This window comes from uncultured Methylobacterium sp., from assembly GCF_964242245.1.
Lineage (GTDB): Bacteria > Pseudomonadota > Alphaproteobacteria > Rhizobiales > Beijerinckiaceae > Methylobacterium.
On sequence record NZ_CAXTBY010000050.1, the window covers coordinates 1 to 25590 of the forward strand.

At 70.4% G+C, this 25590-nt stretch carries 20 protein-coding genes, 1 other RNA gene and 1 pseudogene; 5 read left to right on the plus strand and 17 right to left on the minus strand.

The window, feature by feature from the left end:
* The 13 genes from murC to ACFE8Y_RS12260 form a co-directional block, all read right to left on the minus strand.
* Window positions 1-1231: UDP-N-acetylmuramate--L-alanine ligase (murC, locus tag ACFE8Y_RS12200; RefSeq protein ID WP_375464652.1), on the minus strand; the 1231-nt coding region annotated here is incomplete at its 3' end.
* Between the two features lie 55 nt (window positions 1232-1286).
* Complete coding sequence (gene murG, locus ACFE8Y_RS12205) at window positions 1287-2396, minus strand: undecaprenyldiphospho-muramoylpentapeptide beta-N-acetylglucosaminyltransferase (protein ID WP_375464653.1); 1110 nt, start codon at window positions 2394-2396, stop codon at window positions 1287-1289.
* Window positions 2393-3559, minus strand: coding sequence for an FtsW/RodA/SpoVE family cell cycle protein (locus ACFE8Y_RS12210; protein ID WP_375464654.1), 1167 nt, complete (start codon window positions 3557-3559; stop codon window positions 2393-2395). Before ACFE8Y_RS12210 ends, murG begins: the two co-directional genes overlap by 4 nt.
* 183 nt (window positions 3560-3742) lie before the next feature.
* Window positions 3743-5107: a UDP-N-acetylmuramoyl-L-alanine--D-glutamate ligase gene (gene murD / locus ACFE8Y_RS12215; protein WP_375464670.1), complete on the minus strand. Its 1365-nt coding sequence runs from the start codon at window positions 5105-5107 to the stop codon at window positions 3743-3745.
* Between the two features lie 185 nt (window positions 5108-5292).
* Window positions 5293-6378 (minus strand): phospho-N-acetylmuramoyl-pentapeptide-transferase, encoded by a 1086-nt coding sequence (mraY, locus tag ACFE8Y_RS12220; protein WP_375464655.1) that lies wholly within the window; start codon window positions 6376-6378, stop codon window positions 5293-5295.
* Window positions 6379-6462: 84 nt separating this feature from the next.
* Window positions 6463-7932 (minus strand): UDP-N-acetylmuramoylalanyl-D-glutamyl-2,6-diaminopimelate--D-alanyl-D-alanine ligase, encoded by a 1470-nt coding sequence (locus ACFE8Y_RS12225; RefSeq protein WP_375464656.1) that lies wholly within the window; start codon window positions 7930-7932, stop codon window positions 6463-6465.
* A gap of 208 nt (window positions 7933-8140) precedes the next feature.
* A complete protein-coding gene (locus tag ACFE8Y_RS12230) occupies window positions 8141-9598 on the minus strand; it encodes a UDP-N-acetylmuramoyl-L-alanyl-D-glutamate--2,6-diaminopimelate ligase (RefSeq protein ID WP_375464657.1) in 1458 nt (485 codons plus the stop codon).
* Complete coding sequence (locus ACFE8Y_RS12235; RefSeq protein ID WP_375464658.1) at window positions 9595-11424, minus strand: peptidoglycan D,D-transpeptidase FtsI family protein; 1830 nt, start codon at window positions 11422-11424, stop codon at window positions 9595-9597. Before ACFE8Y_RS12235 ends, ACFE8Y_RS12230 begins: the two co-directional genes overlap by 4 nt.
* 5 nt (window positions 11425-11429) lie before the next feature.
* Window positions 11430-11840: a hypothetical protein gene (locus ACFE8Y_RS12240; RefSeq protein ID WP_375464659.1), complete on the minus strand. Its 411-nt coding sequence runs from the start codon at window positions 11838-11840 to the stop codon at window positions 11430-11432.
* Window positions 11837-12880: a 16S rRNA (cytosine(1402)-N(4))-methyltransferase RsmH gene (gene rsmH, locus ACFE8Y_RS12245; RefSeq protein WP_375464660.1), complete on the minus strand. Its 1044-nt coding sequence runs from the start codon at window positions 12878-12880 to the stop codon at window positions 11837-11839. The genes ACFE8Y_RS12240 and rsmH overlap by 4 nt, the downstream gene beginning before the upstream one ends.
* 501 nt (window positions 12881-13381) lie before the next feature.
* Window positions 13382-13799, minus strand: an RNA gene (gene rnpB / locus ACFE8Y_RS12250) — RNase P RNA component class A.
* Between the two features lie 44 nt (window positions 13800-13843).
* A complete protein-coding gene (locus ACFE8Y_RS12255) occupies window positions 13844-14284 on the minus strand; it encodes a VOC family protein (protein ID WP_375464661.1) in 441 nt (146 codons plus the stop codon).
* Window positions 14285-14302: 18 nt separating this feature from the next.
* Window positions 14303-14506 (minus strand): hypothetical protein, encoded by a 204-nt coding sequence (locus ACFE8Y_RS12260; RefSeq protein ID WP_375464662.1) that lies wholly within the window; start codon window positions 14504-14506, stop codon window positions 14303-14305.
* A 151-nt stretch (window positions 14507-14657) separates the two neighbouring features.
* Between ACFE8Y_RS12260 and ACFE8Y_RS12265 the strand changes: the two genes are divergently transcribed.
* The 3 genes from ACFE8Y_RS12265 to ACFE8Y_RS12275 all read left to right on the plus strand — a co-directional run bounded on the left by ACFE8Y_RS12265 (window position 14658) and on the right by ACFE8Y_RS12275 (window position 20772).
* Complete coding sequence (locus ACFE8Y_RS12265; protein WP_375464663.1) at window positions 14658-14801, plus strand: hypothetical protein; 144 nt, start codon at window positions 14658-14660, stop codon at window positions 14799-14801.
* An 804-nt stretch (window positions 14802-15605) separates the two neighbouring features.
* Window positions 15606-18224, plus strand: coding sequence for an aminopeptidase N (gene pepN / locus ACFE8Y_RS12270; protein ID WP_375464664.1), 2619 nt, complete (start codon window positions 15606-15608; stop codon window positions 18222-18224).
* 175 nt (window positions 18225-18399) lie between these two features.
* Window positions 18400-20772, plus strand: a complete 2373-nt coding sequence (locus ACFE8Y_RS12275; protein WP_375464665.1) for a PAS domain-containing sensor histidine kinase — start codon at window positions 18400-18402, stop codon at window positions 20770-20772.
* A gap of 79 nt (window positions 20773-20851) precedes the next feature.
* On the opposite strand, the gene ACFE8Y_RS12280 is transcribed toward ACFE8Y_RS12275, so the two are convergent.
* The 3 genes from ACFE8Y_RS12280 to ACFE8Y_RS12290 form a co-directional block, all read right to left on the minus strand.
* A complete protein-coding gene (locus tag ACFE8Y_RS12280; RefSeq protein WP_375464666.1) occupies window positions 20852-21634 on the minus strand; it encodes a creatininase family protein in 783 nt (260 codons plus the stop codon).
* A gap of 121 nt (window positions 21635-21755) precedes the next feature.
* Window positions 21756-22235 carry a chemotaxis protein gene (locus tag ACFE8Y_RS12285; protein ID WP_375464671.1) on the minus strand — a complete coding sequence of 160 codons (480 nt, stop codon included), beginning with the start codon at window positions 22233-22235 and terminating at the stop codon, window positions 21756-21758.
* A 114-nt stretch (window positions 22236-22349) separates the two neighbouring features.
* Window positions 22350-22733: a response regulator gene (locus ACFE8Y_RS12290; protein ID WP_375464667.1), complete on the minus strand. Its 384-nt coding sequence runs from the start codon at window positions 22731-22733 to the stop codon at window positions 22350-22352.
* A 397-nt stretch (window positions 22734-23130) separates the two neighbouring features.
* Between ACFE8Y_RS12290 and ACFE8Y_RS12295 the strand changes: the two are divergent.
* Window positions 23131-23357, plus strand: a pseudogene (locus tag ACFE8Y_RS12295) (IS3 family transposase); the annotation flags it as partial.
* 340 nt (window positions 23358-23697) lie between these two features.
* Here ACFE8Y_RS12295 and rpmB read toward each other — a convergent pair.
* Entirely contained in the window at window positions 23698-24009 is a 312-nt protein-coding gene (gene rpmB, locus ACFE8Y_RS12300; RefSeq protein ID WP_375464668.1) for a 50S ribosomal protein L28, read from the minus strand.
* Window positions 24010-24509: 500 nt separating this feature from the next.
* Here rpmB and ACFE8Y_RS12305 point away from each other — a divergent pair.
* The coding region (locus ACFE8Y_RS12305) for a hypothetical protein (protein WP_375464669.1) at window positions 24510-25590 on the plus strand (1081 nt) is incomplete at its 3' end.

The window sequence follows — 25590 nt, forward strand, 5'->3', positions numbered from 1 at the left end:
CGACGAGGCCGTCGCGGTCGATGCCCTCGATCGGCGCCTCGCCCGCCGCGTAGACCGGGGCGACGATCACCGTGTCGGCGTCGTTGAAGCAGGTGCAGAAATCGTCGAACAGCGAGGCCAGCCGCGAGTAGCGGTGCGGCTGCACGATCGCGATGACGCTGGCGTCGGTCGAGGCGCGCGCCGCCCGCAGCACCGCCTTGATCTCCACCGGATGGTGCCCGTAATCGTCGAAGATCTGGGCGCCGTTCCACTCGCCGGTGCGGGTGAAGCGGCGCTTGACGCCGCCGAAGCCGGCCAGCGCCCTGCGGATCGCGTCGGCCGGCACGCCGAGCTCGTGCGCGACGGCGAGCGCCGCGGTGGCGTTGAGCGCGTTGTGCTTGCCCGGCATCGGCAGGACGAGGTCCTCCATCTCCAGGCGGAAGCCGGGGCGGCGGTCGCGGATCATCACACGAAACCGGCTCTGGCCGCCCTTCAGGTCGACGTCGATGAGGCGCACGTCGGCCTGCGGGTTCTCGCCGTAGGTGATGATGCGCCGGTCCTCGATGTGGCCGACCATGTCCTGCACCACGGGGTGGTCGGTGCACATCACCGCGAAGCCGTAGAACGGGATGTTGTCGATGAAGCGCCGGAACGCCTCCTTGACTGCGTCGAACGAGCCGAAATGATCCAGGTGCTCCGGGTCGATGTTGGTGACGATGGCCACATCGGCCGGCAGCTTGAGGAAGGTGCCGTCCGATTCGTCGGCTTCCACCACCATCCACTCGCCATCGCCCATGCGGGCGTTGGTGCCGTAGGCGTTGATGATGCCGCCGTTGATGACGGTCGGGTCGAGGTTGCCGGCATCGAGGAGTGTCGCCACCAGCGAGGTGGTCGTGGTCTTGCCGTGGGTGCCGGCGATGGCGACGCAGGACTTGAAGCGCATCAGCTCGGCCAGCATCTCGGCGCGGCGCACCACCGGCAGGCGGGCCTCGCGGGCGGCGGCGAGTTCCGGGTTGTCGCGGCGGATCGCGGTGGAGACCACGACGAGGCCCGCCGCCTCGACGTTCTCGGCCGCGTGCCCGACGAAGGTGCGCATGCCCTTCTCGGACAGCCGCCGGACGTTGGCGTTGTCCGAGGCGTCCGAGCCCTGCACCGTGTAGCCGAGGTTGTGCATCACCTCGGCGATGCCGGACATGCCGATGCCGCCGATGCCGATGAAGTGGATGGGGCCGAGCTTGTCGGGCAGCTTCATGGCGGGACCAATCTCGTCGCTCGTGGGACCGGCCGAAGCACGAGCCCCGAAAAAATCAGGTGCGGGCGGCCGTGTCGACGACCACCGTGGCGAGCCGCTCGGCGGCGTCGTGGATGCCGGCGCTTCTCGCCGCGTCGGCCGCCGCGGTCAATTTCGATGGGTTCTCGAAGGCATCGACCAATTCGGCTGTGAGGCGGTCGGGCGTGAAGGCCGATTGCGCCAGCGCCAGCGCCGCGCCGATGCTCCCGAGCGTCGCGGCGTTGGCGGCCTGGTCCTGGTCGAGGGAACCGGGAAGCGGCACGAGGATCGACGGACGGCCGATGGCGGCGAGTTCCGACACGGTCGAGGCGCCCGAGCGCGAGACCACGAGGTGGCTCAGCGCCATCCGCGCCGGCAGGTCCTTGAAGAACGGCGCGGCCTCGATGCCGGAAAGGCCCATGGCGCGGTAGTCGTTCTGCACCGTGGTCAGGTCCTCGGGGCGGACCTGCTGCACGAGGTGGAGGCGGGCGCGGAGATCGGCGGGAAGCTGCGCGACCGCCTTCGGCACGACCTCGCCCATCACCCGGGCGCCCTGGCTGCCGCCGAAGACCAGCAGGTGGAGCGCGTCCGCCGGGCCGAGCGGCGGGTAAGCGACCCTGGCGGCCTCGATCACCGCGGGGCGCAAGGGGTTGCCGGTGTGGATGCGCGAGGCCTTGGCCTTCTCCGGCACGCCGCGCACCGCCTTGAAGCCGGTGGCGATGGTGCGGGCGCCGCGTGCCAGGAACGCGTTGGCGCGGCCCATCACCGCGTTCTGCTCGTGGATGATGGTCGGCACGCGCAGGATCTGCCCGGCGAGCATCGGCGGCACGGTCGGGTAGCCGCCGAAGCCGACGATCGCGGCGGGGTTGATGCGCTTGACCGCTCTCGCGGCCTCCGCGAACCCGCGCCCGAGCGTCAGCACGGCGCCGGCGCGGTGCAGCATCGAGCGGCCCGAGGGCGTCGCCGAGGCGACGGTGACGATCTCGGAAGCCGGGAACTCGCCGGCGATCGCATCGACCCGCGCGTCGGTGGCGAGCACCACGCGGATGCCGCGGGCGCGAAGCGCATGCGCGAGGCTCTCGGCCGGGAAGAGGTGGCCGCCGGTGCCGCCGGCGCAGAGCAGGACGGTGGCCGTGAACACCGTCACCGCATCACCCCCGCGACGGTGGCCGGCGCGGTGCCGGGGGGCTTCTGGCTCAGCATCGTCGTGCGCGGGCGCTTGCGGGTCAGCGCCACGAGGAAGCCCATGCCGAGCGCCAGAGAGATCAGCGACGAGCCGCCGTAGGACACGAAGGGGAGCGTCATGCCCTTGGCCGGCATGAGCTGGGTGTTGACCGCCATGTTGATGCAGGCCTGGAGACCGAACAGGGTTATGAGGCCGGTGATGGCGAGCCTGGAAAAGGTGTCGTCGGTGCGGCGCGCGAGCTTGAGGCCGCGCAGCACGATGTAGGCGAACAATGCGACGAGGCACAGGCAGACCAGCACGCCGAACTCCTCGCCGGTGACGGAGAAGATGAAGTCGGTGTGGGCGTCGGGCAGGTGGCGCTTGGCGATCCCCTCCCCCGGCCCGGTGCCGAACCACCCGCCCGAGCGGAAGGATTCCCGCGACCAGAAATCCTGGAACCCGTCGCCGGAATCCTTGTCGAGGAAGCGGGTGATGCGCTCGCGGACGTGATGGAAGAAGGTGTAGGCGGCAAACACCCCGGTGAGGCCGAGGATTCCGAGAACGGCCACCCAGATCAGGTGCAGGCCGGCCACGAAGAACAGCGCGCACCACACGAGGGTGATGAGCATGGTCTGGCCGAAATCGGGCTGGAGCAGCAGCGGCACGATGGTGATCGGCAGGAGCAGGATCGCGAGGAACCCGCCCGGCATGTCGCGCCGCTGCGCGCCCTCCGAGAAGGCCCAGGCGGCGACCACCACGAAGGCGGGCTTGACGAACTCGGACGGCTGGAGGCCGAAGGAGCCGAACTGGATCCAGCGATGCGCGCCCTTGATCTCGGGCCCGAACTTGCCGGCGAGCACGCAGAGCACGACGCAGATGGCCCAGGTGCCGAGCGCCAGCCGCCGGATGCCGCGGAGCGACAGGAACGAGACCGCGCAGATGATCAGGATGGTGGGGGCGAGGTACATCGCCTGCCGGTTGAGGAAGTAGAAGGTCGGCAAGCCGATGCGCTCGGCCACCGGCGGGCCGCCGCCCATCAGGAAGACGAGGCCGGCGACCATCAGGGCAGCGAGCGCCGCGAGCAGGCCGCGATCCACCGTCCACCACCAGTCGGTCAGGGGCGTGCGTTCCGCGCGGGAGATCATGGGCGTAGGACGGCCTCGTGCGGGCCGCGGGGGACGCGCGGCGGTCGGAGGCGATCCTGTGCGGGAATGGTAAATGCTTTGTTAGGCTTGGCCGAGCGGGACGGCGCGTTCGCCGCACGGCGTCATTGTGGGGCTGCGTAGCAAAACCCGGAATGCCAGATCGGTGGCGTGACCGCTCGTCGGTCAATCCAGCGCCCGCACGAGATGCCGAAACACGTCCCCGCGCTGCTCGAAGCTGCGGAACTGGTCGTAGGAGGCGCAGGCGGGCGAGAGCAGCACCACCGGCTCCGGCGCACCCGATGCCTCGGCACCGGCAGCCGCCGCGGCGACCGCCGCGTCGAGCGTCCCGCAGCGGGTATAGGGGACCGCGCCCTCCAGCGTCGCGGCGAAGGCGTCCGACGCCGCGCCGATCAGGTAGGCGTGGGCGATGCGCTCGAAATAGGGAGCAAGCGGGAAAATGCCGCCGTCCTTGGCCTTGCCGCCGAGGATCCAGTGGATGTCGCGGAAGGCGGTGAGCGCCTTCTCGGTGGAATCGGCGTTCGTCGCCTTGGAGTCGTTGACGAACAGCACGCGCCCGCGCACCCGCACCGCCTCCATCCGGTGCGGCAGGCCGGGAAAGCTCTCGAGGCCGGCCTGGATCGCCGCGGGATCGATCCCGAGCGCCTGTGCCACGGCGACGGCGACCGCCGCGTTCTGCCAGTTGTGCGCGCCGCGCAGGGATCGGATCGCGGCGACGTCGGCGATGGTCGCGCCTGCGGGATCGCGCACGCTTCCGTCCCGCACGACGAGCGCCTCGGCGGCGAGCGCCGCGTCGCGGGGCACGTGGACGCGCACGAGCCCGCCCCCGCGACGGTCGGCGACGGCCCGGCTCGGCCCGTCGTCGATCCCGACGATGGCGAGGTCCGAGCCCCGGATCAGGCGCTCCTTGATCGCGGCATACTGCGCGAAGGTGCCGTGCCGGTCGAGATGGTCCGGCGTCAGGTTGAGGAGCACGCCGATGCTCGGGTCGAGGGAGGGCGTCAGGTCGATCTGGAACGAGGACAGCTCGACCACGTGGACGCGGCTGGCGGCCGGCGGCTCCAGGGAGAGGATCGCGGTGCCGATGTTGCCGCCCATCTGCACGTCGCGGCCGGCCTCGGCGAGGATGTGCGCGACGAGCGCGGTGGTGGTCGATTTGCCGTTGGTCCCGGTGATGGCCACGAACGGCGCGCCCGGCGCGATCGCCCTGCGCTCGCGGCAGAACAGTTCGATGTCTCCGATGATTGCGGTGCCGTCAGCCTTGGCCAGGGCGACGGTCCAGTGCGGGGCCGGATGAGTCAGCGGCACGCCCGGCGACAGCACCAGCGCCGCGAACCCGGACCAGTCGGCCTCGCGAAGGTCGACGGTCTCGATGCCCTGAGCCGCCGCCTTCGAGACGCCCTCGGCGTTGTCGTCCCAGGCGATCACGGAGGCGCCACCGGCCTTGAGCGCCAGGGCGGTGGCGAGGCCCGAGGCGCCGAGGCCGAACAGGGCGACCCTTTGGCCGGCGAAGGTGGTGACGGGCGTCATACGCATCTCGAATCCATCGCATCGGACACGGAGCGCGCTCCCTCTCTCCCAGGGGGAGAGGGCTGGGGTGAGGGGCGTGACCTCCGTTCTCCCCTCACCCTGGCCCTCTCCCGCGAAGGGTGTGGGGACCCGCGCCCGACGCGTCCGCCTCGCAGAGGCTACCGGTGAGGCTGCATACCACGTTCCTACCGCAGCTTGAGCGTCGCCAGCCCCGCGAGCGCCAGGATCACCGCGATGATCCAGAACCGGATCACGACCTGCGGCTCCTTCCAGCCCTTCTGCTCGAAGTGGTGATGGATCGGCGCCATGCGGAAGACGCGCTTGCCGGTGAGCTTGAACGAGGCGACCTGGATGATCACCGACATGATCTCGAGGACGAACAGGCCGCCGACGATGGCCAGCACGATCTCGTGCTTGGTCGCCACCGCGACGACGCCCAGAAGGCCGCCGAGCGAAAGCGACCCGGTGTCGCCCATGAAGATCTGCGCGGGCGGCGCGTTGAACCACAGGAAGCCGAGGCCCGCCCCGATCACGGCGCCGGCGACCACCGCGAGCTCGCCCGTGTCGCGGACGTAGTTCACCTGCAGGTAGCTCGCGGTGAACGAGTTGCCGACGAGGTAGGCGATGACGCCGAAAGTGCCGCAGGCGATCATCACCGGCACGATGGCCAGGCCGTCGAGGCCGTCGGTCATGTTCACGGCGTTGCCGGCGCCGACGATCACGAAGGCGCCGAACAGGACGTAGAACCAACCGAGGTTCAGGAGCGCGTCCTTGAAGACGGGAAAGGCGAGTTGGTTCTGGAGCGAGGCGGGCGAGAAGTACGAGATCGCGTAGCAGGCCGCGACCGCGATCAACGCCTCGAGCGAGAGGCGGAACTTGCCGGAGAACCCCTTGTGCGACTGCTTCGTCACCTTGAGGAAGTCGTCGTAGAAGCCGATCGCGCCGAAGCCCAGCGTCACCATCAGGGTGATCCAGACGTAGTGGCTGCGCGGGTTGGCCCACAGCAGGATCGCGACGATGGCGCCGGCCAGGATCATCAGCCCGCCCATGGTCGGCGTGCCGCGCTTGGTCAGCAGGTGGGTCTGCGGCCCGTCCTCGCGGATCGGCTGGCCCTTGCCCTGGCGCAGGCGCAGCAGGGAGATGATCCACGGCCCGAACCAGAACACGAACAGACCCGCCGTGAACAGCGCCCCGCCGGTGCGGAAGGTGATGTAGCGGAAGACGTTGAGGGCCGAGAGCATGCCGCTCAGGTCCGACAGGAGATACAGCATCGGGCCTCGGCCGCTTGGCTCAGACGGGAATGGCGGCAACGGGCCTTTGACGGTCCTCGGCCGCGGCGGACGATCGGATGCCGCTCACGGCGCGGCTGACAGGGCCGACGCATCGCGCCGCACCGGCGGGCTCGCGTAGCGGGCTTTCAGCGCCTCGACAATCCGGCCCATGCGGATGCTGTTCGAGCCCTTGACCATCACCGCGTCGCCCGGCCGCAGGGTTTTGGCGAGCGGATCGATCAAGTCGGCCGAGGTCTCGGCGGCGATGCCGCGGCGCGCGATCGGCAGGGTTTCGAACAGGTGACCCATCAGGGCGCCGGCGGTGAAGACGAGGTCGACCGCGTTCGCCTCGACGGTCTCGGCCAGGGCGCGGTGGTGCGCCTCGGCCGCGGGCCCGAGTTCCAGCATGTCGCCGAGGACGGCGATGCGGCGCCCGCGCGGGCCGGTCTCGATCGCGGACAGCGTCGCGAGGGCGGCACGGATCGAGGCCGGGTTGGCGTTATAGCTCTCGTCGACGAGGTAGGCCGCGCCGTCCTTCAGGTGCAGGGCGGTCCGCTCGCCGCGCCCGACCGGCGGCCGCAGGCCTGCGAGCGACAGGGCGGCCTGCGCGAGGTCGGCCCCGAGGCTGTGGATCACGGCCATGACGCCCAGGGAATTCAACGCCGTGTGGCGGCCCGCCGTGCCGAGCTGGTAGGTGACGGGCTGGCCCATCACCCGCGCGTCGACCACGGAGAGGTCGGGGCGCAGGACGATCCGCAGGGCGCGCACGTCGGCCTCGGGGTGCTCGCCGAAGCTGACGACGCGGCCGGCCTTCGAGGCGAGCGCGTGGACGCCCAGCCGCGCGAAGCTGGGATTGTCCCGGTTGATGATCGCGATGCCGCCCGCGGCGAGCCCGGAGAAGACCTCGCCCTTGGCGTCGGCGATCGCCGAGAGCGACGCGAAGTGCTCGATGTGCACCGGCTCGACGGTGGTGACGAGCGCCACGTCCGGGCGTACCTGCGCGGTCAGCGGCAGGATCTCGCGGGCGTGGTTCATGCCGATCTCGAACACCCCGAAGCGGGTGTCGGCCGGCATCCGCGCCAGCGTCAGCGGCACGCCCCAGTGGTTGTTGTAGGAGGCGGCCGAGGCGTGGGTCTCGCCTTGCGCCGCGAGCACGTGGCGCAGGGCCTCCTTGGTGCCGGTCTTGCCGACCGAGCCGGTGACGGCGGCGACCTGGGCCTTGGTGCGGGCGCGGGCTGCGCGGCCGAGGCGCGTCATCGCGTCGAGGACGGGGTCGGCACCGGTGCCCCGCACGGCCAGCACCGGGCCGAACCGCGAGAACTCCGCGGCGCGCTCGGCGGTGACGACGGCCGCGCCGGCGCCCGTCTCAAGGGCCGAACGGACGAAGTCGTGACCGTCCCGCGCCTCGCCGCGGATCGCGAAGAACAGGTCGCCGGGCTGGAGCGTGCGGGTGTCGATCGAGGCGCCGGTGATGGCACGACCTTCCCCGTGCAGCGTCCCACCGGTCGCGGCTTCGAGGGCGTCGGCGGTCCAGAGCGGCGCGTTCGGGCTCATGCGGCTTCCGATCGGACAGTTCGTGGACGCGCGTCCTCCCTCTCCCCCCTGCGGGAGAGGGTGGGCCTCGCGTCAGCGAGGATCGGGTGAGGGGAGCGCCGCATCCGGCATCGTCGCTCCCCTCTCCCGACCCGCTTCGCGGGCCACCCTCTCCCGCAGAGAGGGAAGGGAGATGCGCGGTGTTCGTCGTGAGTCACCCGTGGCGTGTTCATCTCGCAGCCTCGCCGATCGCCGTCCGCAGCACCGCGTGGTCCGAGAACGATAGCACCCGGTCGCCGACGATCTGGCCGGTTTCGTGGCCCTTGCCGGCCACGACCAGCACGTCGCCGGGCCGCAGGCCCCGGACGGCGGTGCGGATCGCATCGGTGCGGTCGCCGATCTCCGTCGCGCCCGGCACCTGCGCCAGGATCGCGGCGCGGATCGCCGCCGGGTCCTCGGTGCGGGGATTGTCGTCGGTGACGATCACCGCGTCGGCCAGCCGCGCCGCGATCCCGCCCATGAGCGGGCGCTTGCCGCGGTCGCGGTCGCCGCCGCAGCCGAAGACGAGCACGAGGCGGCCCGCGGCGAACGGGCGGAGCGCGATGAGCACGCCCTCCAGCGCCTCCGGCTTGTGCGCGTAATCGACGAGGCAGAGCGCGCCGTTGACCTCGCCGACCCGCTCCATGCGGCCCGGCACGCCGGTGAGGTGCTCCAGCGCCAGGAACACGCCGTCCGGGTCGGCGGCGCCGGCGGGCGTCGCCAGCGCGAGACCGGCGGCGACCAGCGCGTTCTCGACCTGAAACCCGCCCACGAGCGGCAGCCGAACCGCGCGCCCGCCGTGGGCGCCGCCGAGCCCGAGAACCTGCGCGAATCCCTCGGTCCTCGCATGCAGGAGGCGGATCTGCGTACCGGCCCGGCCGGTGGTGCGAACGTCGTGGCCGGCGGCCCGCGCGGCGGCGATCATCCGGTCGGCGCAGGCGCCGTCGGCGTTGATCACCGCCGGCGATCCGGCGGGCAGCAGCACCGTGAACAGGCGCAGCTTGGCCGCGAGGTAGGCCTCGACGGTGGGATGATAGTCGAGGTGGTCGCGCCCGAGATTGGTGAAGCCGGCGGCGCCCAGGTGGACCCCGTCGAGCCGGCGCTGCTCGATCCCGTGGGAGGAGGCCTCCATGGCAAGGTCCGTGACGCCGTCGATGGCGAGCTGCGCGAGGGTCTCGTGCAGGGTGACGGGATCGGGCGTCGTCAGGGAACCGTAGGCCGCGCCGCGCGCGGTGACGATGCCCACCGTGCCCAGGCTCGCCGCGTCGCGGCCGAGGCGGGACAGGATCTGGCGGACGAAGTCGGCGACCGAGCTCTTTCCCGCCGTGCCGGTGACGGCGACGAGGGTGTCGGGCTGACGTCCGGAGAGGCGGCTCGCGGCGAGCGCCAGGGCGCGGCGGGCATCCGCGACCCTGATCCACGGGCAGGCGAGCCCGGCCGGCGCCTCGCCCTCGCCGACGACGGCGACCGCTCCGGCCTGCGCCGCGCCCGCAGCGAACAGCTTGCCGTCGGCCTTCGTGCCGGGCACCGCGACGAAGACGCCGCCGGGCACCACGCGCCGGCTGTCGGCGGTCAGCCCGGCGACCGCGCGATCGGCGATCTCGGGGGCAGCGTCCGGGAACAGCGCGCCGAGAGCCGCCGCGCTCACGGGCCGCCGACCTGGTTGGCGTGGTAGGCGTTGAGCTTGACCATCAGCGGGAAGGGCTTGACCGGCGGCTCGAACTGCGGCGGCAGGCCGAGGATCGGTGCGACGCGCTCGATCACCTTGCCGGTCACGACGCCGGAGTTCCAGGCTGCGGTGGCGTAGGAACCGGACTCCGCCGCAACGGCTTGCGGTTCGTCCATGACGGTGACAAAGAGATATTTCGGCCGGTCCATGGGGGCTGCCGCCATGAAGGTCGTGAACAGGCGGTTCTTGTTGTAGCGGCCGCCGATCACCTTCTCGGCGGTGCCGGTCTTGCCGCCGACGAAGTAGTACGGGATCGCCGCCTTCTTGGCCGAGCCCTCGGTGGCGTTGAGGCGCATGATGAAGCGCATCGCCTCGCTGGTCTCCGGGCGCAGCACCTGGGTCGCCTTCGCGCGGGCCTCCTCGACGGTCGTCTTGAGGAAGGTCGGCGTCATCAGGAACCCGCCGTTGGCGATCGCCGCCACCGCCGCCGTCGCCTGGATCGGCGCGACCGCCAGCCCGTGGCCGAAGGCGATGGTGATGGTGTTGATCTCCGTCCAGTGGGCCGGGACGATGGGCATCGCTGATTCCGGCAACTCGGTCCGCATCCGGTCGAGGAGACCCATCTTGCGCAGGAACGCCTTGTGGCCGGGCACGCCGACGCCCAGCGCCATCTTGGCCGAGCCGATGTTGGAGGAGTGCGTGAACACCTCCGGCATCGTGATGATGCGGTTGGTGCCGTGATACTCGTGGATCTTCGAGCGACCCCAGTTCAACTGGCCGCCGCGGGTGTCGAAGGTCGAGTTGACGTTGTACTTGCCCGATTCCAGCGCCATGGCGAGCGTCATCGCCTTGAAGGTCGAGCCCATCTCGTAGACGCCGACGTTCATGCGGTTGATGCGGTCGTCCGACAGCGCGTCGACGGGGTTGTTCGGGTCGAAGTCCGGCATCGAGACCAGCGCGATCACCTCGCCGGTCTGCACGTCGAGGATCATCGAGGCGCCGGCCTTGGCCCTGAAGTGCTCGATGCCCTTGGCGAGCTCGTCGCGCACCGCGAACTGCGCGCGCAGGTCGATCGAGAGCTGGATCGGCGCGAGATCGGTCTGCTTGGCCACGAGCCCGAACTCGTTGAGCGCCTTGTTGCCCTGCGTGTCGATGTACTTCTCGATTCCCGCAATGCCGATGTTGTCGAGGTTCGTCACGCCGAGCACGTGCGCAGCCGAGACCCCGTTCGGGTAGACCCGCTTGTGATCGGGCAGGAAGCCGATGCCGGGGATGCCGAGCCGATGCACCTCGGCCTGCTGCTTCGGGGTCAACTCACGCTTGACCCAGACGAAGCCCTTCTTGGTCGAGAGCTTGGCACGCAGTTCCGTGGCGTTCAGCTCGGGCAGGACGGCGGTGAGAAGCTCGACCGCCTCGTCCTTGTCGTAGATGTTCTTCGGCTCGGCGAAGACCGAGACGGTGCGGATGTCGGTGGCCAGGATCTCGCCGTTGCGGTCGACGATGTCGGGGCGGATCGCGGTGGTAGCGGCCGCCGCCACCCGATGGTCCTGGCTCGGCGGCGCGCCGAAGATCGCGATCGACAGCAGCCGCACGCTGATCGCGCCGAACACGGCGAGGAAGGCGAGGCCGACCAGCGCCACGCGGGTGTAGGAGCGCTCGATGGCGAGGCGGAACATCGCCCGGAACAGGCGCAGCGTCGGGTGCACCCGCGGCTCGGCCGGCAGGGGCGCCGGCTCGACCGCGGGGACCGGGGACGCGGCCTCGGAGGCGGCGTCCGGTGCGTCTTGAGAGGCGTCTTGGGACACGGGGACTACCTCGACGTCGTCGGTGTGCGGGTCGTGACGGTGCGGGTGATCGACCCGGTGGTGCGCGGCTCCGAGCCCGGACCCTTCTCCTTCGGGGTCGCGGTGGCCGCGAGCAGGCGGCCGATCTCGTCGCCGCGCTCGGCCCGCGCGGGCAGGTCGGCCAGCCGCCCGAGGTGGCTCGTCCCGATCGGCTCGAGGGCGAGGTGCTTCTCGACCGCGGCCTGGAGCCGGTCGGGCCGGGTCAGGAGCTGCCACTCGGCGCGCAGCACCGCGATGGCCTGCCGCTCGGCGTGCAGGCCGCTCTTCAGCTTCGAGACCTGAGCGCCCTGGTAAAGCGTGTCGTACTTGATCGAGTAGGCGTAGATCGCCGAGGCAACGAGGCCGACGACGGCCAGGAGGTTGAGGAGGCGGATCACCGGCGTGCGCCTCCGCGGGGCACCTCTGGCAGGGCCGCGAGCGCCTGGATCGCGGCGAGCGGCTCGGGCGCGTCGGCGTCGGTGCGCTCGGCCGCGCGAAGCTTGGCCGAGCGCGCGCGCGGGTTGCGCGCGGTCTCGGCGTCGGAGGGCAGCACCGGCCCCTTGGTCACCGGCCGGAAGCTTCTCGGCGCCGCCTCCCCGGCGCCGGGCAGCGCGCTCGGCGCGTGGCGCGAGGCCTGGACCGCCCGGCCGCTGCGGGCGGAGAAGAACTGCTTGACGATGCGATCCTCCAGCGAGTGGAACGTGACCACCGCCAGCCGCCCGCCGGGCCGCAGGATCCGCTCGGCCGCGTGCAGCGCCCGGACCAGTTCGCCGAGTTCGTCGTTGACCGCGATGCGCAGGCCCTGGAACGTGCGCGTGGCGGGATGGATGCCGCTGCCGGGCTCCGAGCGGACGACGCCGGCCACGATCTCGGCCAGTTGCGCCGTCGTCTCGATGCGGCCGCGGCGGCGGGCCTCGATGAGGGCGCGAGCCACCGCCCGCGAGCGGCGCTCCTCGCCGTAGTGGAAGACGATGTCGGCCAGCACCGCCTCGTCGGCCTCGTTGACGAGGTCGGCGGCGCTCGGGCCGGTGCCGCCCATCCGCATGTCGAGGGGGCCGTCGTTGCGGAAGGAGAAGCCGCGCTCGGGCTGGTCGATCTGCATCGACGACACGCCGATATCGAGGACCACGCGGTCGGCCCGCGCTTCGCCCTGCCCGGCGAGGATCTCGTCGAGGGTGCCGAAGCAGCCGGACACCAGCATCAGGCGTCCGCCGGCCTCGGCGACGAGGGCGGCGCCGCCGCGGATGGCCGCGGGGTCGCGGTCGATGGCGACGACCCGCACGTCCGGATCGGCCGCGAGGATCGCGCGGGTGTAGCCGCCGGCGCCGAAGGTGCCATCGATCGTGAGTTGGGCTCCCGGGAGAGCGAGTGCGGCGACGACCTCGTCGAGCAGGACCGGGACGTGCGGAGCGGACGCCGCCGGCACCGGCCGCCTCATCGACGGGCCGCGCGCGGGCTTGAGCGGGGCGGCGAGACCGTCGCGGCGGCGTGGGGAACGGGTCGGCTCATGGCTGCCTGCGCTCGGCCGCGGCGGCGCGGCGCGGAAGGGTTGGGCGATCCCGGTCGTGCGACGGCCAATGGCCCGCATGCGGGCGAGTCCCGCGCCTAGTCGGGGCTCGCCCGTCGATCCGAAAATCGCCGTTGACGGGGTGATGCCGGGTACCATGAGCCTCTGACGGTCGTCAACGTGAGCGACAATCCGCACCGCGGACGCGCCGATCTGACCTCAGCAAGGTTAATCGAGCGTAAGTTTTTCGCCGCTTCGCGAGCCGATCCGAATGGGACATCGCCGTCGAGACCGGGCTCGCGACGGAAAACTCCCGAAGGTCCCTTCACATCTTCCGACGGCGGCGATGAATGCGTCGTGGTCGGTCGGTGCCGGTTGGCGCGCTGAGCACGGACCGCGACGGCGTGCGTGCGATGAAACTGTTCGGATGGGCGGATCAGCCGGCCTGTAAGCCGGGTTCTGTAGGGCCCGGACGCCGAAGCGTCCGGACGTGGCGGCCATTCCTCTGGGACGATCGTCGCCGACCGCCTCGAGCAACCAACCCGGGCGACTGGCCTGGAGAGCGGGCCTGCCCCTCCCCTCGCGAGGCGGGGCGCGCCGCCCCTATTCGGTCTTGCTCCCGGTGGGGTTTGCCGTGCCGTCCGCGTTGCCGCGTCCGCGGTGCGCTCTTACCGCACCCTTTCACCCTGACCCCGGCAAGGTCCGGGAACCCGGTCCGGGGCGGTCTGCTCTCTGTGGCACTGTCCCTGGGGTCGCCCCCGCCGGACGTTATCCGGCACCGTCTCTCCATGGAGCCCGGACTTTCCTCCCCGAGCCCCGAAGAACCCGGAGCGGCCGCCCGGCCGACTGATCCGGCGCGGATGTGGGCCGGATCGGGCGGCACGGTCAAGCGCGCTACCAGCTTCCGGTGTTCTCCATCGAGGCCCACGGCTCCTGCGCGGGCTTGGCGCCGCCCTTCTGCAGGATCTCGATCGAGATACCGTCCGGCGACTTCACGAACGCCATGTAGCCGTCGCGCGGCGGCCGGTTGATGGTCACGCCCTTGTCCTTCAGCTTGGCGCAGAAGGCATAGATATCATCGACTTGGTAGGCGAGATGGCCGAAGTTGCGGCCGCCCGAGTACGCCTCCGGATCCCAGTTGTGGGTCAGTTCGACCATCGGCGACTTCTCGGCTTCCGCCCGGGCGACGTCTCCGGGCGCTGCGAGGAACACCAAGGTGAAGCGGCCCTTCTCGTTGTCGATCCGGCGCACCTCCTTGAGGCCGAAGGTGTCGACGTAGAAGGCGAGCGCCCGGTCGAGGTCCGCCACCCGGACCATCGTGTGCAGATATTCCATTTCTGTTCTAACCTTCTGTTATTGATGAAGAATTTTCAGACTATGCCGGCTTTTGGCCAGAAATGCACAGCTGCCGCTTTCGAGGGCGATGGAGCGCAGCAGGGCTTGGATCGCTGCCGTAGCTAGCGCTTGGTACTCCGGCGAGTAGGCCGCGTAGATCTCCGTGATGGCGAACCCGCGCATCCGGTGACCGAGCTGGTCGGACAGCTCCTCGAACGGCAAACAGCGTCCGACCAGCGAGCCGGCCGGCCCGTCAGGGCTCGCGCTCTTCCTCGTGGCCCTTGGCCTTGCGGCAACTCCGCCGTCCACACCCGCAGCTGTCCATGCCGCGTCTCGGTGCCGGCGCTGTAGGTCGCTTCACCCGGAATGCCCCATGCCTTCCATCCGTGACCGCATCGCCTCGATGGCCTGCGCCTCGGAGGGCGTCGGGCCGGCTTGCATGACCGTGCCGCCGGAGGCGGGCATCGGCACCCCGGCCATCAACCGCGCCGCCGCCTGCGCCAGCCTGGCCTGCTGATCCCGCTCGACCCAGCCCGTGCTCATCACCCGCGTCGGCGGAGGCGCCCCAGCCGGCGTCATCCCAGGATAGGTCGTGGTCCGATCTTGCCGCGCCATCAGCTGCGTCGCAGCGCGCGGCGGCCCGTCCCGCTGCACGGCTCCGCGCCTCCTCCCGGCCCGGCGTCGCCACGAACGGCTTGGGACCCATCGTCGAACCTGCTGCCGGGCAGCCCCTGGCGCCTCCCGATGTAGTGCCGCCACCCTTCGCCATCGCCGCCCTCTCCGTTCCTCGTCCTGGTCCGTCCGCCTCAGCCGGCCAGCCCCAAGAACCACACGCCGAACACCAGCAGCGCCCCGCCACGGATCAACCCTATCCGGCGGCACCGCCCGCACCATGCGCGCCTGCCGCGAGTACGTCGTGCGCGTGCGCCGGAACGCCCCGTCCAGCGCCGCCGCCTCGCTCGGCACCACCGAGATCACCGACACCTCGCCGAACAGCGCAGACGCCCAGGCACCGGTCTTGGCCTCGGTGTTGCGCAGGAGCACCTTCACCGCGCAGGTGCCGAACTGGCCAGCAATCCCCTGCCCTCTCCTACGCCCGGTTGCCTCGGACCAAATCTGGCGAGGGCGCTAAAGCATTTCCAGGTCTACATAATTTCCATTGAAAATAGGGTGTGCAGGTATTCCATGACGTTTCGCGCGCTCCGCTGGTGCCGAGGCTGTCTGGCCTTCGGCGCGGCGCGGTCAACCACGCCCTGCCGTTGCGCAGCACCGGCGGCGGGGCCAGAACGGGCGATTATCCCATCCGGCGAGTGCCAGACTTATGCGAACCGAAACGCCGCCCATGATCCGCCTCGAAGCGTACCGGCCGAGCGACTTCCTGATCGACCGGGTCGACCTCGACGTGCGCCTCGATGCGCACGACACCCGCGTCGTGTCCCGGCTGGCGCTGCGCCCGAACCCGGCGGGCGTGCCCGGCGCGGTCCTTCACCTCGACGGCGACGACCTCGTGCTCGCGGGCCTCGACCTCGACGGGGCGGCGCTCGCGCCCGAGGCCTACGCGGCGGGGCCGGGCGGGCTGACCCTCCACCACCCGCCGCGGCAGCCCTTCGCCCTGCGCATCGAGACGCGGGCGGACCCCACCGCCAACACGCGGCTGATGGGCCTCTACCGCTCGAACGGCGTCTACTGCACGCAGTGCGAGGCGGACGGCTTCCGCCGGATCACCTACTTCCTGGACCGGCCCGACGTGATGGCGGTCTACACGACGCGCATCGAGGCGGATCGCGACGAGGCGCCGGTGCTCCTGGGCAACGGCAACCCGGTCGAGGCCGGCGCCATCCCCGGCACCGGCCGGCATTTTTCCGTGTGGCATGATCCGCACCCCAAGCCCGCCTACCTGTTCGCCCTCGTCGGCGGACATCTCGACCGCGTCGCAGCAAACTTCACGACGATGGAGGGCCGGTCGGTCGCGGTCGCCGTCCACGTCGAGCCCGGGAAGGGACCCCGCGCCGCCTACGCCCTCGACGCGGTCGTCCGCGCGATGGAATGGGACGAGGCGGCCTTCGGGCGCGCCTACGACCTCGACGTGTTCAACGTCGTGGCGGTGTCGGACTTCAACATGGGGGCGATGGAGAACAAGGGCCTCAACATCTTCAACGACAAGTACGTGCTGGCATCGCCTGAGACCGCGACCGATGCCGACTACGCCGCGATCGAGCGGATCATCGCGCACGAGTACTTCCACAACTGGTCGGGCAACCGCGTCACCTGCCGCGACTGGTTCCAACTCTGCCTCAAGGAGGGCCTGACGGTTTTTCGCGATCAGGAGTTCTCCTCCGACCTGCGCTCGCGCGCCGTCCACCGCATCGGCGAGGTGCGCGCCCTGCGCGCCCGGCAGTTTCCGGAGGATGCGGGACCGCTGCGTCATCCGGTGCGGCCGAGTGCCTACGCCGAGATCAACAACTTCTACACGGCCACCGTCTACGACAAGGGCGCCGAGATCGTGCGGATGCTGCGCAGCCTGATCGGGGCGGACGCCTTCCGCGCCGGCATGGACCGGTATTTTTCCGACAACGACGGCACGGCCGCAACCGTGGAGGACTTCCTCGCCGCGTTCTCCGCCGAGACCGGGCGCGACCTCTCGGCCTTCGCGCGCTGGTACGATCGGCCGGGCACGCCGCGGCTCGCGGTCTCGGCGGCCTACGACGCGGCGGCCCGGCGCTGCACCTTGCACGTCCGACAGAGCCTGGAGGCCGCGGGGCCGCCGCTGGTCATCCCAGTCGCGCTCGGCCTCGTCGGTGCGTCCGGCCCCCTTCGTGACGCGGCCTGCGCATCCGTTGCCGATGAGCTCTTCGTCCTCGACACGGAATCCGCGGAGATCGTCTTCGAGGCCGTCGCGGAGGCGCCGGTGCCCTCGGTTCTGCGCGGCTTCTCGGCGCCGGTGCGGCTCGACCTCGACCTCGGCGAGGCCGAGCACCTGATCCTGCTGCGTCACGACACCGATCCGTTCAACCGCTGGCAGGCTGCCCAGAGCATCGCCACGGGGCTGATGCTGAAGCCCTCCGCGGACCCGGGCGCGGCGGACGCCTTCGGCGATGCGCTCGATGCCTTCCTCGACGCCGAGGCGCTGGCCGATCCGGCGTTCGCCGCCCTGATGCTGACCCTGCCGAGCGAGGGCGAACTCGCCGACACGGTCGCCGCCGATCTCGATCCCGATCACATCCACGCCGCCCGGCGCTCCCTCCGCGCCGTTCTCGGCCGGCGGCTGCGCGGCCGGCTCGACGCCGTCGCATCGGCGCTGCGCCCGCGGCTCGCAGGAGCCTACAGCCCGGACGCGGCCTCGGCGGGGTGCCGTTCGCTCGCCAACGCCGCCCTCGACCTGATCGCCGCGGCCGACCCGGAAGCCGGAGTTGCCCAGGCGGGCGCCCAGCTTCGCGCAGCGACCAACATGACCGACCGCCTCGCGGCCCTGGGCGTGATCGCGCAGATCCCCGGGGAGGCCCGGGAAGCCGCGCTCGCGGCCTTCGGCGCGGCCTACGCGGACGAGCCGCTGGTCCTCGACAAGTGGTTTGCAATCCAGGCGACCATCGCCGAGGCGGGCACGCTGGCGCGGATTGCGGATCTCGCCCAGCATCCCGCCTTCGCGATGGGCAACCCGAATCGGGTCCGGGCGCTCATCGGTAGCTTCGCATTCGGCAACCCGACCCAGTTCGCGCGCACCGACGGCGCGGGCTTTACCCTGGTCGCCGACGCGGTCGAGGCCCTGGACCGCACCAACCCGCAGCTCGCCGCGCGGCTGCTGACCGCCTTCGCGCCCTGGAGGAAGTGGGAAATTTCGAGGGTCGAGAAGGCGGGCGGAATCCTCAACCGGATCAAGGCGATCCCGGGCCTCTCGCGGGATGTCGCCGACATCGCCGGGCGAACGTCGGAGGCTGCTTAACCATCTCTGAATACAAGCGATTCCCGATAAATCCCTGGCTGTCATCGATCGCCAGGAGTCAAGGCCTCGCACAAAAAACCCGTGGACAAATCGTCCGGGAAGATGGTGATATGTATTCAGATCCGGCGGCGGCTTCGTCCGCGGACCGGGTTCTTCCCATGTGACGAGGTCGACCATGCCGGAGGCGGATTCCGCTTCCTTCTCCGCGCGTGCGGACACGATTCTCGGCATCCGCTGGCCGGCGCGCAGCCCGGCTGCGCGGTTCGTCCAGGCCGAGGCGTGGCTGCGCTACGCGGTGCCGGCGCTCCTGGCGATCTTCCTCGCCTGTCTCGCAGGGCTGACGACCCTCCACCTCCAGAGCCAGCGCGAGGACCTGCTCGCCGCGGCGACCGCCGAGATGGAGGGCTTTGCCCGGATCACGGCGTCGGCGCTCTCCGGTCGCGTCGGCAGCGATGCCGCCGCACAGGCAAGCCTCGACGACCTGTTCCCGGCCGGGACCCTGCCGGCGGGACGCCGGGTGCTGCTGGTCTCGCGCAGCGAGCGGATTCTCGCTGCCCGGCCGCCGCTGCCGACCGGCGTCGAGGCCTTGCAGCAGATCCTGGGCGAGGCCGAGGCCCTCTCCACGCTCGGCGAGCGCGCCGGCGTCATGCGATTGACCGTCGCCGAGGGCGGGACCGTGCTCGCGACGATGCATCGGCTTTCCGCGGCGCAGGGGCAGGTCGCGGTGCTGCAATCGATCGAGGCGCTGACCGCGGGCTGGACCGGGCGGGCCCACCATCATGTCGTGCTGATCGCCGCCGCCGCCCTGGTCATCATCGGCGTCGGCCTCGCCTACGGGCTCCAGAGCCGTCGGGCGAAGGCGGTGGACAAGGTCTGCGAGCAGATCCGCCAGCGCCTCGACACGGCGCTCGGTCGCGGCGCATGCGGATTGTGGGACTGGGACATCCCGCGCGGTCGGATCTACTGGTCGGATTCGATGTACGCGCTACTGGGCTACCGGCGCGAGCACGAGTTCCTGTCCTTCGGCGACGTCAATGCGCTGGTGCATCCCGACGACGGCGACCTCTACAGCCTCGCCCGGGGACTGGCCGCCAGCCAAACCACGGTCGACCACGCCTTCCGGATGCGCGGGGTCGACGGCGCCTACATCTGGCTCCGCACTCGGGCCGAGGTGGTGCCGGACGTGGCCGACGGCGGCCGCCACCTCGTCGGCATCGCCGTCGACGTCACCGAGCAGCAGCACCTCGCCGAGGCGAGCGCGGCCAACGATGTGCGCCTGCGCGACGCGGTCGAGGCGATCTCCGAGGCCTTCGTGATCTGGGACACCAGCAACCGGCTCGTGCTGTGCAACTCCAAGTTCCGTCACCTCCACGCGCTGAGTCCCGAGGACGCCCAGGTCGGCCGGCGCTACGACGCGGTGATGGGGCGCGGCGTCCTCCCGCAGATCCGCCGTGAATCGCCCGAGGTCGATGCGGCGAGCGCGACGGCGCGCACCTTCGAGGCCGAACTGACCGACGGTCGCTGGCTCCAGATCAGCGAGCGTCGCACCAAGGACGGCGGCTACGTCTCGGTCGGCACCGACATCACGAACCTGAAGCGCCACCAGGAGCAGCTCGTGGCCTCCGAACGCGAACTCATCGAGACGGTCAAGGACCTCAAGCGCTCCCGCCGCACCCTCGAACTGCAGACGCAGCAACTGGCCGACCTCGCCGAGCGCTACCTCGACCAGAAGGCGGCGGCCGAGACCGCCAACCGGGCCAAGTCGGAGTTCCTGGCCAACATGAGCCACGAGCTGCGCACGCCGCTCAACGCGATCATCGGATTCGCCGACCTGATGGCGAGCGAGGTCTACGGGGCGCTGGGCTCACCGCGCTACGTCGAGTATTGCGGCGATATCCGCGAGAGCGGCGACTACCTGCTCTCGGTCATCGACGATATCCTCAGCATGTCGCGCATCGAGGCGCACCGGGTCCGGCTCGTGCGTCGCGAGATCGGGGTCGAGGCCGCCGTCGCCGGCGCCCTCAAGTGCGTGGCGAGCGCAGCACGGGAGAAGAACCTCCACGTCTCCGTCGACCTGACGCCGGGCCTGAGCGTGCTCGCCGACGAGCGTGCGCTTCATCAGATCCTCGTCAACCTGATGCAGAATGCCGTGAAGTTCACGCCGGCCGATGGGCGCATCGTCGTTCGCGCCCGTCCGGCGGGGGACCGGGCCCATCTGTTCATCGAGGATACCGGCATCGGCATCCCGAAGGCGGCCCTGCCGTGCCTCGGCGAACCCTTCGCCCAGGTCGAGACCAACCTGACGCGCAGCCACAAGGGCTCTGGCCTTGGTCTGGCCATCGCCCGGTCCATGGCGGAACTGCATGGCGGCAGCCTGAGGATTCGCTCCGAGGTGAACATCGGGACTATCGTCCTCGTACGCCTCCCGTCGCCGACCGGCGAGCGCGTCGCCACGGCGGCCGGCGAGGAGGCCGCCGAGCGGACCGTCGCCGCGCTGCGGGAGGCCACCGGCGCGAATCGATGCGTGCTTCAGCCCGCGAGCGCCTGACGCTCCGCCGCCGCCGACTGATGGCGGCGGTCGAACGAGCGTTTCGGCATCTATTAAGTCGGCATGTGCCTTCCGGCGCTCAGCCGTCGAGGCGGAACCGCGCCACCTCCCGCAGCAGCGCGACGAGCGCGCGCGCGCCGTGGTCGAGGGCGGCCTCGCCCTTCTCCGCCGTCCCGAGCCGCGCATCGCCGACCGCGCCCGAGGGGTGGAGATCGCCAGCCTTCCAGGCGAAGGCCGCCGGCCGTCCAGCCCGCAGATGCGCGTACTCGCGGGCCATGGCGAGGGTGCGCGGCGGGAAATCGGCGATCGCGCCCGTGCGCACGAGGTCGGGCCGGAGCGCCAACATCAGGGCCGTCTCGATCCCGCCCGCGTGGATGCCGTGGACGATCTCGTCGGCAGGAAACAGCCCATCGGGATAGCCGAAGCGGCTCCAGGCCGTGGTGACCGCCACCATGCCGTATCGCGCCCGCATCGCGCCCGCGACGAGGTCGATCAGCCCGCTGTTGCCGCCGTGCGCGGTGACGATCACGAGCTTGCCGCAGCCCGCGCGATGGACTCCGGCGCCGATCTCGGTCCAGGCCCGCAGGGCGGTCTCGGCGGTCAGCGAGAGGGTGCCGGGGAAGGCGTCGTGCTCGTCGGACTTCCCGATGGCCTGGACCGGCAGGACCAGCACGTCGAGATCGTCCGGCACGAGGGCGCAGGCGCGGGCGAGGTAGCCCTCCATGATGACCGTGTCGGTGGAGAGCGGCAGGTGCGGCCCATGCTGCTCGATCGCGGCTACCGGCAGAACCGCGATCGCCGCACCCATGGAGCGGTTCGCGACCTCCTGCGCGGTCAGGTCGGACCAGAGCCGTGCCGCCATCGTCTTCGCACGTGCTCCGGCTTAACCGCGTCGTGGCCCAAGCTATTCGATAACGCGCGATCGCGTCGAGGCGTACGGCAGGTCCCGTCGATCCGCGCACCGGCTGCGGACGATCGGACCGTCAGGCGAACAGGGCGTCGATGTCGTCCTGGGCCGTCGCCGGGCCGCCGGGCTGCGGGCCGTTGAGGAGGAGGCGCTCGGCGCGCTCGCGCCGCTCGGCCTCGGCCGGATCGTGGCCTGCGGCGTCCCGCGCCTTCACGGCGCTGGCAAAGCGCGCGAGCCGCAATTCGAACTGGCGCAACGCCTCGACCACCTTGCCGATGCGCTGGCCGGTGATGTCCTGGAAGGCGCAGGCCTCGAAGATGGTGCCGATGGACGCCTCGACGGCGTCGCGGTAGCCGGGCCCGTCCGGAAGCGCCAGCATCGATTCGGCGACTTCCATGATGGTGTTCGTGGCGCCGGCCGTGGCCGAGAGCACGTTACCCAGCTCCTCATGTGCCATCGGGATGCGGTCGTGGGTCAGCTCGTTGGCCCGTAACGCCGCGATCTCGCCCCGCACGTGGCTGATGTAGTCGGCGATCTCGACCAGTTCGGCGACCATCGTCGCCGAACTCGCCCCACCGGGGGGCTTTCGCAGCGATCCCATCGGCGACATGTCCTCGCTCACGCCCGCCGGACTCGACGGGGCCACCGGCCTGATCCTGGTCCCGGCGCCTCAGGCGCCGCAGACCGCCTCGATCTTGCTCTTGAGCGTCGCGGCGTTGAACGGCTTGACGATGTAGTTGTTCACGCCGGCCTTCTTGGCGGCGATGACGTTCTCGGTCTTCGATTCCGCGGTGACCATGATGAACGGCGTGGTGCGCAGGCCCTCGTCGGCCCGGACGTGTCGGAGCAGCTCGTAGCCGGTCATCGGCTCCATGTTCCAGTCGGAGATGACCAGCCCGTACTTGCGACCCTTGAGGCGGGCCAGGGCGGCGGTCCCGTCGGATGCATCATCGACCTCATCGAAGCCGAGCTGCTTCAACAGGTTGCGGATGATGCGGACCATCGTCTGATAGTCGTCGACCACCAGGATCGGCATGCTGAGATCGAGGGCCATGGACAATCTGCTCCGTGTCGCCGAAGCGCCGGCATGGCGGCCGCCTCCGGTACGCAATCGCTTCGAGGCGCCATTCCGATGCGGCGTCTCTCGGCATCAAACTACGCCCCATCGGATTGCGAACCGGTTAACCGCCAGCCCTTGCCCGGCGCGTTCCGCCGCTTCCGGCAATGCAGCAATCACCCCCGGTCCGAACCGACGGAGCGGGAAGCGGTGGCTCGACCGATCCGGGATCGCCGACTGGCCTGCCCCCTGAGAGGTGGTCCTGCGTGCGGTATGGGTTGTGGCCCTGTGAGGCTGTTGGCATGCGGGGGAAGAAGCATACGGCTGACGCGATCGGTGCCGAGCTGCGCCAAGGCGACGGTCTGGCCTGGCAGGGACGCAAGGTTGCCGTGTCAGCCTTCGCGGCGTGCCGGCTTCCATCCGCGCGAACACCGGACCGGCGTTCCTTGCCAGGGCCGTTCCGGACTGGATCGCAGCGGTCGGTTCGAAGACCGCCGAGCCGGGCAGCCCGTGGGAGGACGGCTGCTGCGCGAGCGTCAACGCGGAAGCCCGTGACGCGCGGCAACGGCGCGGTGTTCTGCATGCTCAAGGAGGCACGTGTCGTGATCGAACACGGGCGCAGGCACGACATCCGCATCCGTGCCCACGCGTTGATCGGTGACCGCCGATCGGTGACCACCCGCACGCGTCGGCGGCCATCGTCTGGCCAGCCGGACCCGCCGGATCGTCACCCACGGGTCAGCCAGCCATCGTCACACGATGCACCAACTTCGAACCCGGACCACCGAGTGGGAGCAGGCCAATCGAGCACCGAGGCGGCAAGCTTGACCGCGTCGAGCGGGCCCCTGCGAAGCGGGCAGGATTGAAGCGACGTCCGACAGGGACGGAAAAACCGCCGGCACGGGCGTCCGTGCGGCGGTTCCTCACCGGATTGCCCGAGGGCATCCGTCTCGCAGGCGGCTCAGGCGGCGACGGCTTCCGGAGCCGCGCTCTCGCCGAGCTTCTTCTGAATCTCACGCTTGAGGAGCTTGGCGGTCTGCGACAGCTCGATCTCGCGGGCCTTCACGAGGAAGGCGTCGAGGCCGCCGCGGTGCTCCACCGAGCGCAGGGCATGCGCGGTCACCCGCATGCGGACCCGCCGGTTGAGCGCATCGGAGGTCAGCGTGACGTTGCAGAGGTTCGGCAGGAACCGGCACTTCGTCTTGTGGTTCGAGTGGCTCACGAGGTGGCCGACCTGAACGGCCTTGCCGGTGAGTTCGCAGCGGCGTGCCATGATCTGAATCCTGTCTCGTTCGTGGGCGATCCGAAACCCGCGCCCTCCGGCGACTTCGCCGGACCGGAGCGCGCGACCTTCCCCCGAGCGTGAAACCCGGTCCTACGCAGTCGTGTCGGAGGCGCGGGCTATAGGCGAGGCGGACAGGCATCGTCAAGGCGGGACGCCCGCGGATACCAAGTCTTCGCCTCAAATCGCCCATGCTTTCATCCTGCCTGCTTCCCGGCGCCGGTCCTGCACGGATGCTCGGGTGCGACCGCACCGTTCTTTCCGCGGCGCCATGGGGCTTGAACGGAGAGGGCTTGGACGGACGGTCCTGCGAGCCCGCAGGCATCCGATCAGCATAGGCCTGGATCGGCGCCGGAACCGTATGTTCGACGCTCGCGGAGATCCGGTTTTCGGTCCATCATAGCCTGCCGCATCACCTTCGGCGCGTCGGCTCCCGTGCGTAGGTCGGGATCGCGCGGGGTCCTAAAATCGCGTCTCGAGGACAGCGCAGGATGCGCACGATCCTTGAGCTTGAGGTGGTCGGACAGGCTGCACGGGAAGGGCCGGCGTTGATCTTCATCCATTCCAGCTTCCGAACCGCGAGCACCTACCTGTGGTCGTGCCTGCGGGCGAATCCAGGCGCGACGGCCTACTACGAGGTCTTCCACGAAGCTCTCGACGCTCTCTCACCGGAAGCGATCTCCGCCTCGACCACGAAATCCTGGTATTCGAAGCATCCGGACGGAGCACCCTACTTCCTGGAGTACCTGCCCCTCCTCGACGGCGATCATCGCGTCGCCGGGTTCGACCCGTCGTTCAGCTACGAGCGGTTCATCCCGGTGAACGGCCCGAGCGGCGCCGTGTCCGACGGCGAGGCGCAGTATGTTCGCGGATTGATCGCGCATACGGAGGCTCGCGGCCGGATTCCGGTGCTGACGGACACCCGCAGCATCGGGCGCGTCGCCGGCCTGAAGGCTGCCGCTCCCGGCCTGCACGTGCTGCTCTACCGCAACCTGTTCCAGCAGTGGTGCTCGTACACGGAGCAGGCGAACCGGGTCGGCCGCTACTTCCTGGATCGGACGGTGCACATCACGCATCTGGCCCGGCACGACCCGATCCTTCGCGACATCGCGGCGCTGTTCCCGGTCGCGGCCGCGTCGGAGCAGGACCTCAACACGTTCTATCGGTTCGTCTTCCTGCACCTGTACTGCTACGCCCACGCCGCATCGGCGGCCGACCTCGTGCTCGACATCAATCGCGTCGCGGTCGATGCGGGGTATCGGAGCGAGATCGAGCACACCTTCGCCGGTCAAGGCCTGCACGTCGATCTCTCGCAGGCACGGCAGTCGATGGCGTTCTCGCTGCTCGATCTCTCGTCAGCCACGGAGGTGCGCGAGATCCTGACCATCACGGGCCATATCGTCATCGACTCTGCCCCGTCAGAATCAGGCCGGCGCTTCGCGACCCAGGTCTTGGATGATCTGCTCGTGGAGCATGAGCGGTATGAGTTCCATGCCAAGGCCATGCGTGTGGCGCTGGGCCAAGCGGTCGGTGCGAGCGAGACCGCCCGCGCGGAGGCCAGTGCGATCCGCG

Excerpts from the sequence above, each read along its gene's own strand:
- ACFE8Y_RS12225 (WP_375464656.1), bottom strand. The coding sequence starts at position 7,932 with ATGAGCCCGAACGCGCCGCTCTGGACCGCCGACGCCCTCGAAGCCGCG.
- ACFE8Y_RS12255 (WP_375464661.1), bottom strand. The coding sequence starts at position 14,284 with ATGGAATATCTGCACACGATGGTCCGGGTGGCGGACCTCGACCGGGCG.
- murD (WP_375464670.1), bottom strand. The coding sequence starts at position 5,107 with ATGACGCCCGTCACCACCTTCGCCGGCCAAAGGGTCGCCCTGTTCGGC.
- ACFE8Y_RS12290 (WP_375464667.1), bottom strand. The coding sequence starts at position 22,733 with ATGGCCCTCGATCTCAGCATGCCGATCCTGGTGGTCGACGACTATCAG.
- mraY (WP_375464655.1), bottom strand. The coding sequence starts at position 6,378 with ATGCTGTATCTCCTGTCGGACCTGAGCGGCATGCTCTCGGCCCTCAAC.
- ACFE8Y_RS12275 (WP_375464665.1), top strand. The coding sequence starts at position 18,400 with ATGCCGGAGGCGGATTCCGCTTCCTTCTCCGCGCGTGCGGACACGATT.
- pepN (WP_375464664.1), top strand. The coding sequence starts at position 15,606 with ATGCGAACCGAAACGCCGCCCATGATCCGCCTCGAAGCGTACCGGCCG.
- ACFE8Y_RS12280 (WP_375464666.1), bottom strand. The coding sequence starts at position 21,634 with ATGGCGGCACGGCTCTGGTCCGACCTGACCGCGCAGGAGGTCGCGAAC.
- ACFE8Y_RS12210 (WP_375464654.1), bottom strand. The coding sequence starts at position 3,559 with ATGATCTCCCGCGCGGAACGCACGCCCCTGACCGACTGGTGGTGGACG.
- rsmH (WP_375464660.1), bottom strand. The coding sequence starts at position 12,880 with ATGAGGCGGCCGGTGCCGGCGGCGTCCGCTCCGCACGTCCCGGTCCTG.
- rpmB (WP_375464668.1), bottom strand. The coding sequence starts at position 24,009 with ATGGCACGCCGCTGCGAACTCACCGGCAAGGCCGTTCAGGTCGGCCAC.
- ACFE8Y_RS12285 (WP_375464671.1), bottom strand. The coding sequence starts at position 22,235 with ATGGTCGCCGAACTGGTCGAGATCGCCGACTACATCAGCCACGTGCGG.
- ACFE8Y_RS12265 (WP_375464663.1), top strand. The coding sequence starts at position 14,658 with ATGCCTTCCATCCGTGACCGCATCGCCTCGATGGCCTGCGCCTCGGAG.